The following is a 15,550-nucleotide window of genomic DNA, read 5'->3' as shown; positions in this document are numbered from 1 at the left end:
CAAGGGGAAAGACTGGCGGGAATGACCAATTTAATGTCAATTATGACCGCTGGAATTCCCGGGATCGACTGGCATACTGGCCAAACAAATAGTCCAATAACAGGCCACTTCCGATGAGCGACACCAAGACCCACTACCGGACCTGCAACATCTGCGAAGCCATGTGTGGCCTCGAGATCAAGCTGCAGGGCGAGGATATTCTGTCCATTAAGGGGGACAAGGACGACCCGTTCAGTCAGGGCCACATCTGCCCCAAGGCCGTCGCTCTCCAGGATTTCTACAAGGACAAAGACCGCCTGAAAACACCGCTCAGGAAAACCGCCGAAGGCTGGCAGGAAATCTCCTGGGACGAAGCCTTCGAGGAAATCACCACCCGCTTCCGGGATATTCAGCAGGCCCATGGCAAAAACGCGGTGGGCACTTACCTGGGTAACCCCAATGCCCACAACTTCGGCAACGCCGTTACGTTTCCAGGTTTCTTCAAGGCGTTGGGCAGCAACAATCGCTACAGCTCGGCGTCTGCCGATCAGCTTCCCCACCACGTGGCGTCCAATTACATGTTCGGCGCCGGGATGCTGATCCCCATACCCGATATCGACCACACCGATTTCATGCTGATCATCGGCGCCAACCCGATCGTTTCCAACGGCAGTCTGATGACCGCGCCCGGCGTGGGCAAACGGCTCAAGGCCATTCAGCAGCGCGGCGGCAAAGTGGTGGTGATTGACCCGCGACGCACCGAAACCGCCCGGAAATCCGACGAGCACCTGTTCATCCGTCCGGAAACCGACGCCCTGCTCCTGCTCGCCATGGCCCATACGTTGTTTGAGGAAGGGCGAGTCCGGCTTGGCCACCTTGAGCACCTGATCGAAGGCATTGATCAACTCGAAGAGGCCGTCAGGCCTTACCCGCCGGAACGTGTGGCGGATGCCTGCGGAATCGAAGCCGCAACCATTCGCCGGCTGGCCCGGGAGATGGCCGACGCCCCGACTGCAGTGTGTTACAGCCGCATGGGGGCCTCCACCCAGTCTTTCGGTGGCCTGTGCCAGTGGCTGACCAACGTATTGAATCTGCTGACCGGAAATTTCGACAAACGCGGCGGCGCCATGTTCACCCAGCCAGCGTTCGATCTGGTCCGCAGTACCAAGGGCAAACCCAGTTCCTATGGGCGCTACGAATCACGGGTCCGGAAGCTGCCGTTCTACAACGGCGAGTTTCCCGTTGCCACGCTCGCCGACGAAATCCTCACACCCGGTGAGGGGCAGATCAAGGCGATGATGACCATTGCCGGCAACCCCGTGCTTTCAAGCCCTGACGGTGCGCGCCTTGGCGAGGCCTTCGGTTCCCTCGAGTTCATGGTGTCCGTGGACATTTATCTGAATGAAACCACCCGGTACGCCGACATCATTCTGCCGGCCACGACCGGCCTGGAAGTGCCCCACTTCGATGTCTTCTTCAATTCGTTCGCGGTACGCAACACGGCCAAGTTCTCGGAGCCATTGTTCGCCAAGGCACCCGACCAGAAGCACGACTGGGAAATTCTCAAGGAACTGGCGCTGCGCCTGACCGGGCGCGAAGACGATGGCCTGACCCCGGAAATGATGCTGGACGCCGGTCTGAAACACGGCGCTTATGGCGATCAGGGCATGAGTCTGGCAAAGCTGAGGGAAAACCCGCACGGTGTGGATCTCGGGCCGTTGCAACCCTGCCTGGAACAACGTCTGCAGACGGAGGATGGCCGGATTCAAATCGCGCCACAGCTGCATATTGATGACCTGGACCGCCTGGAAACCTCCGGAATCCTCACCGAGGGCGAGGACCCGACCTATCCGTTCTCAATGATCAGCCGCCGACTGGCCCGCAGTCACAACACCTGGACCCAGAATTCCCATCGCCTCGTGAAGGGCAAGAACCCGTGCACACTGCAGATTCATTCGGCAGACGCCCGGAAGCTTGGGCTGGAGGACGGCCAGGCGGCGCTGGTGTCCTCCCCCGTCGGCCGCATAGAGCTTCCGGTAGAGATTGATGACGACATGTTTGAAGGCGTCGTCAGCGTTCCCCAGGGCTGGGGTCATAACCGGAAAAATACCGGCATGACCGTGGCCGAGTCCCAACCGGGCGTCAGCATGAACGATGTCACCGACTCACAGCGCATCGACGCTTTGACCGGGAATGCCGCGTTCAACGGCACCCGGGTTGCGGTGCAGGCGGCGGAAGCCTAATTCACGGCCTGTGCTGCTACGGCGGCACGGGCGGCGTGGAGCTTCTTGTAGCTCTCGATGAGACGCTGGTGCTTCTCCAGACCGTCCAGTTGCAGGTTGGTCGGGGTGAGGCCATGGAAACGCACCGTGCCGTTCACCGAACCCACCACCGCGTCCATGGTGTCATCCCCGAACATGCGCCGGAAGTTGGCAATGTAATCGTCCAGCTCCAGTTCGTCGTCCAGGACCACTTCCAGAACCGCATTCACAGCCCGATAGAACAGGCCGCGCTCGACCGTGTTGTCGTTGAACTGCAGGAACATGTCGACAAACTCGAGCGCCTCCTCGTGCCACTGAAGTGCCAGGCAGATCAGCAGTTTCAGTTCCAGGATCGTCAGCTGTCCCCACACCGTGTTCTCATCGAACTCGATGCCGATCAGGCTGATGATCGTCATATAATTATCAAGCTGGCTGCCCTCCAGCCGTTCCGCCAGATCCGCCAGCTGGTCATCACTCAGGGAGTGAAGGTTGAGTATGTCCTCGCGGTAGTCCAGGGCCATGTTGGTGTTGTCCCAGACCAGGTCCTCAACGGGGTACACTTCCGAGTAACCCGGCACCAGAATTCGGCACACCGGCGCGCCAAGTTCTTCATAGACGGCCGTATACACCTCTTTCCCCATGTTCTCCAGGATATTGAACAGTCGGGTTGTTTCTTGCTCATTGGTGCCCGAGAAATCCCATTCGTTGAACGTGTAATCGGATTTGGCACTGAAGAAACGCCATGAAACCACCCCGGTGGAATCAATGAAATGCTCAACGAAGTTATTCGGCTCAGACACTGCCAGGCTGTTGAACGTGGGCGCCGGCACGTCATTCAGGCCCTCAAAACTGCGGCCCTGCATCAATTCGGTCAGGCTGCGTTCCAACGCCACCTCGAAGCTTGGGTGCGCGCCGAAAGACGCAAACACACCGCCCGTTCTCGGGTTCATCAGAGTGACGCACATCACCGGGAAGCGCCCACCCAGCGAAGCGTCCTTCACCAAAATCGGGAAGCCCTGGGCCTCCAGCGCCTGAATGCCCTCGACAATGTCGGGGTACTTGTTCAGTACCTCCTCGGGCACATCCGGCAACGCAATTTCCTCTTCGATAATCTGTTTCTTGACCGCCCGCTCGAAGATTTCCGACAGGCACTGAACTTCGGCCTCGAACAGGGTATTGCCCGCACTCATGCCGTTGCTGAGAAACAGGTTCTCGATCAGGTTGGAGGGGAAATACACCACTTCGCCATCGGACTTGCGAACAAACGGGAGGGCACAAATGCCGCGGTCTACCCTACCGGAGTTGGTATCGATCAGGTTGGAGCCAACCAACTCGTCGTCCGGGTTATAGATGGCCCAGCAGTGATCATCCAGGATGCCGTCTGGCAGCTCGTCCTCGGGCCCCGGCTTGAACCAGCGTTCGTTCGGGTAATGAACAAAATCGCTATTGGCAATTTCCTCGCCAAAGAACTGATCGTTGTAGAAGAAGTTACAGCTCAGGCGCTCGATGAATTCGCCAAGCGCGGAACACAGCGCGCTTTCCTTGGTGGCGCCCTTGCCGTTGGTAAAACACATTGGCGAGGCCGCGTCGCGAATGTGCAGCGACCAAACGTGGGGCACGATGTTGCGCCAGGAGGCGATCTCGATCTTCATGCCGAGATCCGCCAGGATACCGGTCATGTTGGCAATGGTTTGCTCCAGGGGCAGATCTTTCCCCTCGATAAATGTCCGGTGCTCACTGTCCGGCTCAACCATCAGCAGTGCCTGGGCGTCTTCGTCGAGATTCTCTACGGTCTCAATCTCGAACGTCGGGCCGGTCTGTACCACCTTCTTCACGGTGCAGCGATCAATGGACCGCAAAATGCCCTGCCGGTCCTTGTCGGAGATGTCTTCCGGCAGCTCCACCTGGATCTTGAAGATCTGGTTGTAGCGATTCTCCGGATCAACGATGTTGTTCTGGGACAGACGGATATTGTCGGTGGGAATATCACGCGCCTTGCAGTACACCCTTACGAAATAGGCGGCGCACAGCGCCGAGGATGCCAGAAAGTAGTCGAAGGGGCTGGGCGCAGAACCATCACCCTTGTAGCGAATGGGCTGGTCAGTAACGACGGTGAAATCGTCAAACTTGGCTTCAAGTCTGAGATTGTCGAGGAAGTTGACGTTGATTTCCATTACGTAGGTACCCGGTTTGTAAAATTTGGCGCGCCATGGCCTGAATGGCGGCCATTATCCAGTTTTTGGGGGCCTTCGTCTCGGAGACTCCGTACAATTCGCATGGATCGATGGGGCCATCCGATTATATGTTCCGGTCGTATTTTCACAGACTCATTGATTCTCGGCTTGTTATCTCATGAAAATCCCCCGCGTGGCGTTGTCTTCACTTTTCTTCCTGATGCTGCTGAGTGCAACAGCCCTTCACGCCGCTGACCTTTCAGTGCAGGTCCGGAACCTGCCCGCAGACGGTACGCTGGTTCTTCAGGTATACGACGATCCAGACGCCTTCGGCGACTTTCGCAATCCCAGGCAGGAGGTCCGATACTCCATCCAGCCAGGCGAGAGTTATGTCCTACCCGATGTTCCGACCGGGAAAATCGCCGTCCTCGCCTACCTGGACGAGAACGACAACGGTGCCCTGGACAAGAACTTTATCGGCATCCCCCGCGAGCCGGTGGGCCTGTCAAACAACTATCAGCCCAAGGGCCCGCCCAGCTTCCGGAACGCGGCCTTCACCGTTCGTGAGGAGGAGACTGCCACACTCGACATTGAGCTATACCGGGTTCTCGGCGAATTCGGGCAATGGGGTGTGGGCCTGGGTGTGATTGGTCGCGGCAGCCCGTATGTGGGCTCCGATTCCAACGTGCTTCAACCGATACCAGCCATCACCTACTTCGGGGAGCGCCTTCAATGGGTAGGACCGAACCTTCGTTACGGCATTGTGGGGAGTGAAGAACTGCGCCTCGCGGTAACCGCCTCGTATCGAATTGGCGCCTATGAAGAAGATGACAGCGAATTCCTGAGAGGATTGGGGGACCGCGACAGCACCCTGATGGCCGGTTTGGGTCTCGTTTATGAGGCCCCTTACGGACTGGAGATTGACCTGGGATACGAACACGATGCCCTCGATCAGATTGGTGGCGGCGCCGCGATGGCAAGGGTGTCCAGGGGTTTCCAGTTTGGCAACCTGCGTCTTTCGCCGGAGCTGGGCGTCAACTGGCTAAGCAGCAAACTGGCCAACCACGACTTTGGCGTCCCGACCTCGGCGGCGATTCCCGGCCGACCGGCCTACGACGTTGGCAACACGGTCACTTATGAGGTGGGGGTGGGCGCCTTTTACGAGCTGACTGAGAGCTGGCGCGTGGTTGTCCGCCTCGCCATGGAGGAACTAGGCAGCGATATCACCAACAGCCCGATTGTTGAGGATGAGCGGCTTTTCAAAGGGTTCGGGGCGGTAACCTACTCCTTTTAAGGGCCTGCCAAGCCTCCGGAATCGGCGTCCCCGCCCGCTCCTGTCCAAATTTCGTACAGATTTCAGGGTGAGAACGCGAAAGGTGTACTGTTAAATTCATGCTGGAATATGCCGATGGAGGCCCCGTGACAACGGCCAACGCGACCCTGACTTGTGACAAAGGGAGCCGTGTGGTGGCAGCATTCTGGTCGCTGCCGCCACACTTCAAAGGGCTATCCTGCAACAGATATTGACGAGGATGACTACACTTACCCGCAATAACCCAATCAGCCTCTTCACGCGGGAGCATCATGACCGAGACATTGCCCGGAGACAGACGTAACAGAGTGATTTCAGCGATTGCCGGTGGCTGGGTGGCAGACGCCGCCAGTCTCGGGTTGCACTGGCTCTACAACAGCGACCGAATACTCGAAGTCGGCGGTCAGACCCCGGAATTTCTACCTCCACGAGCGGAATACTTCAAAGGCGTGTTCGGTTTCTTCGCCCATGACGGCAAAAAACCGGGCGATATGAGCCATTACGGCGCCGCAACCAAGGTACTCAGCGACAGCCTTCTTGCCCATCATGGGGAACTGAATATTCGGGATTACCAGCGTCGCTTTGTGAACCATTTCGGTCCCGGTGGCGATTGGCAGGGTTTTATCGATAATCCCACCCGGGGCACCCTGAACAACCTGGTCGCCACCGAACAGAAAGCCATCGAACTGGCCTATTCGGCCATCGATACCGACCTGACGGACAAGCAGAAGCGCATACTCGTGCAGAAAGTGTTGCCCTACACCCGACGGCTGAGTGGCGAGCAGTTGGCGGATCCCGTTCGAAAAGCCATCAACCTCACCTATCAGGAAGCCAGGATTCAGGACGCGGGCGTGTTTCTTGCGGAAACCATTGATCGGCATTTATCACCGGAAAGTGGCGCCGACGACACGCAATTGCCCGCCGTCTCCAAACTTCCGCCCCTGGTCGCCTGTTACTCCGGGCAGGCGGAACTGATGGAACAGGTCGAAGCGGCAGTCCGGGTCACCAATAACAATGATGATGCCGTCGCCTGGGCGCGCTGCGCAGCACGCCTTCTTGAGAGACTCCTCCTGGGCGTTCCCCCGACAAAAGCGCTTGAGGCCGCCATCGAACTGGCCCCGGAGCCAAAGAATCTGGCGATAGCCAGCTCCGGAAACGCCCTCGATCCGGTTCAAGCCGGGGACAGGTTCGGCCGAACCTGCTACCTCCACGAGGCAATGCCCGTCATTTTTCACATTGTCAGTCAGGCTCAATCCTTTACCGAGGCGATCCGGGCGAACATCCACTGCGGAGGCGATTCGTGTGGTCGGGCCTGGATCATCGGGCCAGCCATGGCTGCGATACACGGCGTTGGATACGAGCAAGGGATACCGCTGAGCTGGCTGGCTCGGGTAACGGATGGGGCCGACATCTTTCGGGATCTGGAGAAGCTGGTTTAAAGACACTCATCTCGGCGGACTGTGCACAATCCGTTCAGGATGCGGGCCCGATTGGCTCGCCCTCCTCGTCAAGGAGCTGGTAATTGTACGCCGCCTGAAGGCCTGTCTCCTCCTCCATCTCCGCTTCGGGCGCCTCCTCTTCAATATAACGAGGATAGAGAGGCGACAGCATGGCGACCAGAATGCCAATCGCGGAGAACATGGCGAACGCATCGGAGTAACCGAATTCTTTCACCAGCCAACCGACGGTGGGCGAACCGGTCGCCTGCCCGAGCGAGACAGCCATGAATGGCAGTACCGGTCCCATGGACAACCGGCCCGGTAAAAACCGGATACCCGTCATCAGGTACAAGCCGGTCAGGCTCATGTACGCCAGCCCAAAGACCAGCGCCGAGAATGCTGCGATCGCCAGATTACCCGGGCTGGCGGCGAGCAATGCGAGACTCGCCGACAGCATCATCAGCATCAATGCCTGGGTGATCGGCGGGTTATTCCGATCAGCCAGATCAGCCACCACTGCACCTCCTAGACCAGCAATGCCAACCGCCAGCCATAGCCACCCGGTTGCATCGGAAGCCAGGGAGCCGAGGTTGACGACCAGGTCAGGCGCAAAGATCCAGTATGCGGCGGAGACGAACCCCATCAAGAAGGCGAACATTGATAGCCTCAACAGACGCGACCACTGCAAGGCGCTGATGGGAGGCGGTGGAGCTGCATTAGACGGCACAACCCGAGAAACCGAAGGGATGAAAAACCAGGTGGCAATCACCCCGGCCACTGCCAGTACAGCAAAGGACGCATAGGCATAACGCCAGGCACCGGCCAGGAAAAGAATCGTCGGCACCGAGATGATCACGCCAATGCTGGTGCCCGCATTCATCACAGAGCTAACCCGCCCGTGCAGGGAGCGTTTCACCAGCGCCTGCATGGCGGCGGTCAGAGCCGGCATCATCAGGCCAGTGCAGATGCCACAGGCAAACACACCCACGCCAAGGGATACAGCACCAACCGCCTGGCTTATTAATGCCAGCCCAACGGTTCCAAAAACACCGGACAATAAGGCCGTGTTACGGGCACCGAGACGATCTGCGGATAAAGGGGCTACTAGTGTGGCGAACACAAAACTGATCAGTGGCAGCGCGCCGATGATGCCGATTACGTCCGGCGCCAGTTCCAGTTCGGCCCGGATCGGGGGAACAAACAAGCCGAAAGCAAAGCGCGCGAGCCCGTAACTGATCGCGATCAGTGCCGCCCCCAAGAGCGCAAACCCTGTGCTCGAAGGAAACTTCATGCCGCCATGCCCTCTGCGTGTTTCATCAGTACCAGCCTAGTCAGCAACCAAACCACCGACAAGGTTTGTGCTGATTAAGATCAGGTCATCTGCGTTAGCATCGGGTCGCGCTGGTTTATCTAGTAGATATACGAGACTGCCATAGCCAAATTCAAAACCATCATTATGAAATCGGTAACAAAAATGAATAGCATCAATCCCTTAACCTGCCATACCCCCTCACCCCGGCGGTTTTGAATGGCAACTGGCACATTAAAAACAAACTGTGATCCGTGTGCGACCGCGATAACCCACAGCAATATTGACCTCTGGGCATCACTCGGGAAAACATCGAGGTTGATTAATAGAAGGATATTCAGAAGGGCAAAAGCGAAGTTAAATCCACCGAGAAACCTACCTGATTCGGCAAGCACGTCAAAGACTGGTGTCTGCCGGTGTTCCCTGGGCACCAGAACCTTTGCAAATATCTTATTGCGAATGGAGAACACGTTGAACGCCATTGCAAACCAGATAACATTCAGAACCAATACAGTTTCCAGCATCAGGATTTCTCCAAATCAGGTTGTTGCACAAAAATCCCAAGATCAGGGCGAAGCGAATATACAAAGCGTTTTCAGACAAGAGACGTGAACAACTCCGGCCTGGTCGACCAGCTCAACCTGGTAGGTCCGCTCAACTTTTCGACCTGACGCCAGGCCCAAACGGATAGCGTCGATTTCCGATGGACTGAGCTGGAATTTGGCATAGAGGGTGGTTCTACCGGGCTTCCTGAAATGGATCTCAGCGCATTTATCCACAACACGATGTCGATAGCCCAACAACTTGTAGATCATCACTCCGTAAATCGGGTCCAGGGCGCTATACAGACCCCCTCCCCAGGTCATTCCCATATGATTGCGCGTCTGCCAGTTGCTGGGGATTTTTACGTGTACCTGATAAAAATCAGGTGAAACGTAAGTCACCCGCGCTCCGACACGGCGGTAGGCAGGAAACAGGTTCCCCGCCCACCGCCACAGGCGGGACTCAAACGATTCCTTTGCTCGAATCATCGGAGTCTTTCCCTCAAGATGGCGTCTGGATATCCAGAATAATCTTGCCTCTTGCCCTTTGGCTGCGACTGAGGTCGTGCGCAGCCGCCGTTTCTTCAATGGGAAAAACCCGATCAATCAGGGGAATTACCGCCCCTCGATCGATCAGGTCAGAAACGCTCTGCAAATTTCGCCCACTTGGCTTGACCATCACAACCTCCGCCCTCAAAGCAGTCTTTGAGAACAGCGATCGGACTCGCGTTGCCGCCATCGCTTTCAGGTTTTTAGGGCTGGGAATCGTTGAAATATAATAGCCACCGGGCTTAAGAACAGGGGCGCAGCGTTGCAAATCGTGCCGACCGACAGTGTCCAGGATAATGTCATACCGATCATTTTCCTTTGTGAAATCGGACTGCAAATAATCAATAACCCGGCCGGCGCCAATCCGCTTTACCATTTCAGCATTGGCACCACTACAAACTGCAGTTACGGACGCCCCCAGCACTTTTGCAATTTGAACGGAATAACTGCCAACCCCGCCCGAGGCGCCCACAATCAAAACCTGCTGTCCGGCCTTCAGATTGGCGTGGTCAACAAGCGCCTGCCAGGCCGTCAAACCACACAGGGGAACGCCCGCCGCTTCAACGTACGATAAATTACCGGGGATCAGCGCAAGATTGCGGGCGGGCACAGAGACCTGCTCCGCATAGGTTGCGAGCCCTTCCAAGGGATTTTTCATGCCATAAACCCGGTCCCCGGGCTTGAACCCCTTAACGCGACTGCCCGTTTTAAGGACCTCGCCCGCCAAGTCACTACCGAGTATCAGCGGGAATTTCGGTACGAGAAACTGCAACTGGTATCGACCACTCCGAATCAACAAATCCCTTGGATTGACGCTTGATGCGTAATTCCTGACAAGCACCTGATTCGCGGTAATTTCGGGGGCTTCCTGGTCTCCGTACTGCAAGACATCACTGTTGCCGTAGGCCGTCTGGAATGCTGCTTTCATGATCCTGCTCCTCCGGGTTCTTTTAGTTCGTTACCGAACCAAAAAGATAAAACTAATAGTTGGCCAGCGCTTTATTCAGCAACCTCATCAATTCCCGCTTATCTTCGGCGGTAAATCCTTGATACAGACGGCCGTTCACATTATCGGACAGCTCTTTGAAATCGTCCTTATGGGACAGGCTTTTCTGGGTCAACCGGACCAGCTTTACTCTCTGGTCGTCGCTGGATGCTGTTTTCTCGACATAGCCCAGGCGAATGAGTTTATCGACCAACTCGGTGGTGGAAGACTTCTTCTTGTTGATTCGTATCGACAGGTCTTTCAACGACAGGGCTTTCTCCCGATAGAGCGTGATCAGGATCAGCCCGTGTGATGGAGCCAGGTCATTCAGGCCCAGGCGCCTTAGCTCCCTCGAAACGTGTTCATAGGCATTATCGCGAAGCTCTGCGACCTGAAAAACAATCCCGTTCGTTCTTAGTTTCATCCAGGCAGTCTTCCCTCAATTCACAACGACAATCGATACCGAATATAGTTCGTCAACGAACCATTTTCAACAGTTTTCCGGCATCAGCCAGAACCACATAGCCTGGCTATGTGTCGCTGCTCGATGTCACCAGATGAATGATGTCAGATGGGCTTGATATCCAGAATGCCTTGACCCCGCTCGGAAGAGGCTCGATTTCGTCTCGGCGGGAACACCCCTGCTCCTTGAGATATTCAGCGGCCTTACCGATATCACTGGCAACGACTTCCAGCCAGATCTCAGATTGACTCAAGCCCGGCATGCAATCGAGCCAAAGCACTTTGTCGCCAAATTCAAACCTTGGAGAGTCATCCGTCCCTTCCGATGGTATTTCCTTGAAGCCGAGCACATCCCGATAAAACCGTACCGTGCTCTCATACTCGTGAGCCGGGATCTTCATGGCTATGTTCTTGCCTGGCTGAAATTCTGGATCCATTAGACAGGTCCTTGTATTTCGTCGAGCGACTCTCTTACTGAGGCGGCACCAACACAAAATTTCCTACATGCGTCTTTTTGAGAAACTCCTGCTGCGCCGTCGCAATGTCCTTCAGCTCGAATGATTGTGCCACCAGTGGTCGAATCTCACCCTTTTCGATGTAGCTGATGAGGTTCGGGAAGACCGGTTCATCCCAGGCCGTGCACCCCAACAAGGTCAAATCCTTGAGGTAAAAATCGCGCATATCGATGGTGGTTATCGGCCCCGCAATCGCGCCCGACGAAGCATATCGGCCGCCGCGCGCCATCAATTTCAACAACGCCCCGAACTGATCACCGGCGACGTTGTCGATCACAACGTCCACAGAGGACTCCTGAAGCTCCGCGCTCAAGTCGGAGCCTCGCGGGATTACCTGGTCGGCCCCAAGGCCGGCGACCTGGTCGAGTTTACTGGAACCCGCGATCGCCACAATACAGGCGCCCCGGCGCTTGGCCAGCTGTACCACTGCAGAACCGACGCCGCCGGACGCCCCGGTAACCAGCACCCGGTCGCCCGCTTTCACGTTCGCCCGGTGCAGCATGTTCTCTGCCGTTCCATACGCACAGGGGATGGTCGCGAGTTCCACGTCGCTCCAATCACACTGGATTTCAAAGACCTCGCTCGCAGGCACTTTGACGTACTGGGCGAAGGCACCGTCAAAATCCGAGGCCATCCAGAGGTTGTCCAGCGAATCAAAACCGTTGGTGCGCATACAGGACCTGACGAGAACCCGAGTGCCAACATCAGGCTGAGCCACACCCTCACCCGCGGCGACAACCTCGCCACAGCAATCGGTACCCTGTATAAACGGAAACGGCGTCGACGCGTTCCAGCCACCGTCTTCAATCTCTGACGCGCTGTCGGTTTCGGACAACTGTTCGGTGCCACCCTCTACCGATGACGAGTACCAGCCGAGGCGCGTGTTGATTTCCGTGTTGTTGACCCCGGCCGCCAGGACTCTCAGCAACACCTCCCCCGGGCCGGGAACAGGTATCGGGACATCCCGGTAGTCGAGTTTCTCGTAACCGCCGCTGCCCGTCGTCACGACCGCTTTCATCGTCGGCTCGTCGCCACGCAGTTTGAAACGGTTGGGATCGTTGGTTTGCAGGTAACGCAAATCAGACATGCTCACTCCAAAACAGGGAATTATGAAAAATGCGCATCAAGCCGCCCCTTGCGGCGAGAACCGATGGTCCCAGGTTCGTTCCAGTGCCTCAAACAGGCTGTCTATGGTAAGCGCGAGCAAACCAATCAGGATTGCCCCCTGCAGCACGTAGGCGGTGTTGCCATTCACCAACCCGGCGATTACCGGATCGCCCAGGGTGCGCGCGCCAATGGTTGAGCCAATGGCAGCCGTGGCAATGTTGATCGTTACAGAGGTGCGAATGCCGGCGAGAATTACTCTCCCTGCCAAAGGCAGCTCCACCCGCAGCAACACCTGAAACGGTGACATGCCCATACCCAGCCCGGCCTCCCGCACAGCCGGATTGATGCTTTCCAGGCCCGCCAGGGTGTTTCGCAGGATGGGCAGCAGGCCGTAAAGGATTAACGCCACGAGAATGGGCGCTTCACCAAAACCGAGAACCGGGACCGCAAGCGCAAGGACGGCCACGGGAGGGAATGTCTGCCCGATGGAGGCCACCTGGCTTACCAGGGGCAGGAAATCACGACCTGACGGGCGAGTGGCGAAAACACCGCCAGCGACCGCAGCAATGGTGCCAACAGCCGCAGAAATGACGACTAGCAGCAGGTGGTTCTGCAACAGGAACAGAAAACTGTCCCGCTCGTAAATGACTCGCTGCTTGTCCGGCTGTACCCACTGGAAGAACGGCTCCAGGGCAGGCATACCGGCACTCAGCCCGCACAGAAGAGCGGCCAGCACCAGGGGAGGCAACCAGACGCGCATCAGGCGCCTTCCCGGATGATGCGCTCGCGCGTTATCACACCGGTCTCCTCACCGTGGGCATTAAACACGGAAACCTCCTGCAGGCCTCGCCAGAGCATCACCGACAGCGCCAACCGTATGCTGTCTTCCTCCCTGAGGCCTTCCACGCCGGGATCGGCACGTTTTGGGCCTCTATGGGGGTTCATCAATTCCCGAACCGGCCGCAGACTCATCAGCTTGAGGCCGCGATCCTGCTTGCCTACCAGGTTTTCAACGAATTCCGACGCCGGATGCCGAAGGATGTTCTCAGGCGTGTCATGCTGGATAATGCGGCCCCGGTCCATTACGGCGATGCGAGTCGCCAGCTTCAACGCCTCGTCAATGTCGTGGGTGACGAACACGGTGGTTTTTCGGACCTGTTTCTGGATGCGCAGCATTTCCATCTGGAGGTTTTCCCGGGTAATCGCATCCAGGGCGCCAAATGGTTCATCCATAAGGAGGATGTTGGGGTCCGCCGCCAGTGCCCGCGCAACGCCCACCCGCTGTGCCTGGCCGCCGGACAATTGCTGGGGGTATTTATTTGCGTGGACAGTCGGATCGAGATCCAACAGGGTCATTAACTCGTTAACCCGGGCATCGATCCGATCCCTGGGCCACTTCAACAGCTGAGGCACCATGGCGATATTGCGTGCCACTGTCCAGTGCGGAAACAGCCCGGTTCCCTGAATAACGTATCCCATGTTCAAGCGGAGCTGTTCCGGGTTCATGGCAGCAATGTCCTCGCCATCCACCAGGATGTTGCCGGCGCTGTGAGGCAACAGGCGGTTTATCATCCGCAGCGTAGTGGACTTGCCACAGCCGGAGCTCCCCACCAGAACGCACACCTCACCGGTTTCAATGGTCAGATTGATGTTGTCTACCGCAACCGTGTCACCGAAGCGCCGAGTGACATTTTTCAGTTCGATCATCCGAACAATCCTTTCCCCTATCAGGCCGTTGCCGGGGTCGGCCTGAGGCTCGCCGCCAGCATGGTGAATACGGCATCCGCCATCAGCGCAAGCGCAATTGTAGGTAAGGCACCGAGCAGCACCAGGTCCATCGCCGCCTGCCCCAGCCCCTGGAAAATAAAGGCACCGAAACCGCCAGCGCCGATCAGCGCGGCTACTGCGGTCAGACCGATTGCCTGAATGGTCGTGATGCGTACACCTTCGATAATGACCGGCAGCGCCAGGGGTAATTTGAGCTGGAAGAACAGTTGCCGTTCATTCATGCCCATGCCCCGGCCGGCATCTACCAGATTGTCGGGGACTTCCGTCAGGGCAACGAACGTGTTGCGCAACATGGGCAACAGACTGTAGGCCACCAGTGCCAACATAGCCGGCGCCCAGCCGATACCGCGGATACCAAGCGTTTCGAGAAACGGGAACGCAGCTGCCAGCGCACTGAGCGGCGCAATCAGTAACCCGAAGAGCGCCAGACTGGGGATGGTCTGGAGAAAACTCACGGCGCCAAGGATCGGCCGTTGCCAGCCAGGGCTGCGAATCATTTTCAGTGCCAGAATAAAGGCCACACAAGCGCTGATGGCCACCGCGCCAAAGGCCAGCGCCAGGTGAGTCCAGAGCGCCTGCTCGAATTGGTCCGGCCGGGCGTTGAACTCCCTTACCAGGGACAGACTCTCCAGGCCATCGCCCCGCAACAGCAGCAACCAGCTTCCACCGATCGACACGAGGAGCAGGATCTGCAGCCCTCGCCCGGATCTGAGCCGCCCCAGAATCTCGATCAACACCAACGACAACAGGAACAGCAGGCACCAGAAACCGGCCCCAATTGCGGAGCGCGCATAGGGCGCCCCCTCAGGCAAATGCCGGGCGGCAAACACCTCCAACAACAGAGGCAACATCGCCAGGGAAAGGCCGACCAAGCCAAGGAGAGGCACGTAACGCACGCCCAGCGGCAGAACGGACAGCAGCATCGAAGCCGCAAGAACCAGGGTGACGGCCCCCGCACCGAACCAGCCTGTCGCCGACAGGAGACCGTGCCCGGTGCCAGGAACGATACGGTTCGGCTGAATGGTGCCAAAATCCAGCGACCAGACCACCAACAAAGCGAGCCCCGCCAGGACCGGGATGACCCGATTTGGCGCTATCCGACGTTGAAGTGTCCTGGAAACTGGCAAG

General features: G+C 57.5%; 14 protein-coding genes. 3 read left to right on the top strand and 11 right to left on the bottom strand.

The annotated features are described in order from the left end of the window. Positions 1-113 precede the first annotated feature (113 nt). Complete coding sequence (locus tag K0B93_RS00675; protein ID WP_219865353.1) at positions 114-2,222, top strand: molybdopterin-dependent oxidoreductase; 2,109 nt, start codon at positions 114-116, stop codon at positions 2,220-2,222. On the opposite strand, the gene K0B93_RS00670 is transcribed toward K0B93_RS00675, so the two are convergent. Further along, positions 2,219-4,414 carry an OsmC domain/YcaO domain-containing protein gene (locus tag K0B93_RS00670; protein WP_219865352.1) on the bottom strand — a complete coding sequence of 732 codons (2,196 nt, stop codon included), beginning with the start codon at positions 4,412-4,414 and terminating at the stop codon, positions 2,219-2,221. The genes K0B93_RS00675 and K0B93_RS00670 overlap by 4 nt on opposite strands. Before the next feature lie 178 nt (positions 4,415-4,592). Here K0B93_RS00670 and K0B93_RS00665 point away from each other — a divergent pair, with 178 nt between their 5' ends. Together K0B93_RS00665 and K0B93_RS00660 are read left to right on the top strand one after the other, a co-directional pair. Next, positions 4,593-5,708 carry a MipA/OmpV family protein gene (locus tag K0B93_RS00665; protein ID WP_219865351.1) on the top strand — a complete coding sequence of 372 codons (1,116 nt, stop codon included), beginning with the start codon at positions 4,593-4,595 and terminating at the stop codon, positions 5,706-5,708. A 290-nt stretch (positions 5,709-5,998) separates the two neighbouring features. Beyond that, positions 5,999-7,165, top strand: a complete 1,167-nt coding sequence (locus K0B93_RS00660) for an ADP-ribosylglycohydrolase family protein (protein ID WP_219865350.1) — start codon at positions 5,999-6,001, stop codon at positions 7,163-7,165. A gap of 34 nt (positions 7,166-7,199) precedes the next feature. On the opposite strand, the gene K0B93_RS00655 is transcribed toward K0B93_RS00660, so the two are convergent. The 10 genes from K0B93_RS00655 to K0B93_RS00610 all read right to left on the bottom strand — a co-directional run bounded on the left by K0B93_RS00655 (position 7,200) and on the right by K0B93_RS00610 (position 15,549). After that, positions 7,200-8,456, bottom strand: a complete 1,257-nt coding sequence (locus tag K0B93_RS00655) for an MFS transporter (protein WP_219865349.1) — start codon at positions 8,454-8,456, stop codon at positions 7,200-7,202. Between the two features lie 119 nt (positions 8,457-8,575). Then, positions 8,576-8,998 carry a hypothetical protein gene (locus K0B93_RS00650; protein WP_219865348.1) on the bottom strand — a complete coding sequence of 141 codons (423 nt, stop codon included), beginning with the start codon at positions 8,996-8,998 and terminating at the stop codon, positions 8,576-8,578. A 42-nt stretch (positions 8,999-9,040) separates the two neighbouring features. Further along, positions 9,041-9,505 (bottom strand): DUF4442 domain-containing protein, encoded by a 465-nt coding sequence (locus K0B93_RS00645; protein WP_219865347.1) that lies wholly within the window; start codon positions 9,503-9,505, stop codon positions 9,041-9,043. Between the two features lie 13 nt (positions 9,506-9,518). Continuing rightward, positions 9,519-10,493, bottom strand: coding sequence for an NADP-dependent oxidoreductase (locus tag K0B93_RS00640; protein WP_219865346.1), 975 nt, complete (start codon positions 10,491-10,493; stop codon positions 9,519-9,521). Positions 10,494-10,545: 52 nt separating this feature from the next. Further along, the gene (locus K0B93_RS00635; RefSeq protein ID WP_219865345.1) at positions 10,546-10,974 is read right to left on the bottom strand and encodes a MarR family winged helix-turn-helix transcriptional regulator; all 429 of its coding nucleotides are present in this window, start codon (positions 10,972-10,974) and stop codon (positions 10,546-10,548) included. 106 nt (positions 10,975-11,080) lie between these two features. Further along, positions 11,081-11,449 (bottom strand): VOC family protein, encoded by a 369-nt coding sequence (locus K0B93_RS00630; RefSeq protein ID WP_219865344.1) that lies wholly within the window; start codon positions 11,447-11,449, stop codon positions 11,081-11,083. 34 nt (positions 11,450-11,483) lie between these two features. Further along, positions 11,484-12,614: an alcohol dehydrogenase family protein gene (locus tag K0B93_RS00625; RefSeq protein WP_228743143.1), complete on the bottom strand. Its 1,131-nt coding sequence runs from the start codon at positions 12,612-12,614 to the stop codon at positions 11,484-11,486. Between the two features lie 36 nt (positions 12,615-12,650). Beyond that, positions 12,651-13,394, bottom strand: a complete 744-nt coding sequence (locus K0B93_RS00620) for an ABC transporter permease (RefSeq protein ID WP_219865343.1) — start codon at positions 13,392-13,394, stop codon at positions 12,651-12,653. Beyond that, complete coding sequence (locus K0B93_RS00615; RefSeq protein ID WP_219865342.1) at positions 13,394-14,341, bottom strand: ABC transporter ATP-binding protein; 948 nt, start codon at positions 14,339-14,341, stop codon at positions 13,394-13,396. The genes K0B93_RS00620 and K0B93_RS00615 overlap by 1 nt, the downstream gene beginning before the upstream one ends. Positions 14,342-14,361: 20 nt before the next feature. Further along, positions 14,362-15,549: an ABC transporter permease gene (locus K0B93_RS00610; RefSeq protein WP_228743141.1), complete on the bottom strand. Its 1,188-nt coding sequence runs from the start codon at positions 15,547-15,549 to the stop codon at positions 14,362-14,364. Position 15,550 lies beyond the last annotated feature (1 nt).

Source organism: Marinobacter sp. F4218, from assembly GCF_019443085.1.
Taxonomy (GTDB): Bacteria; Pseudomonadota; Gammaproteobacteria; order Pseudomonadales; family Oleiphilaceae; genus Marinobacter; species Marinobacter albus.
This window is presented reverse-complemented; position numbering and strand designations above follow the sequence as displayed.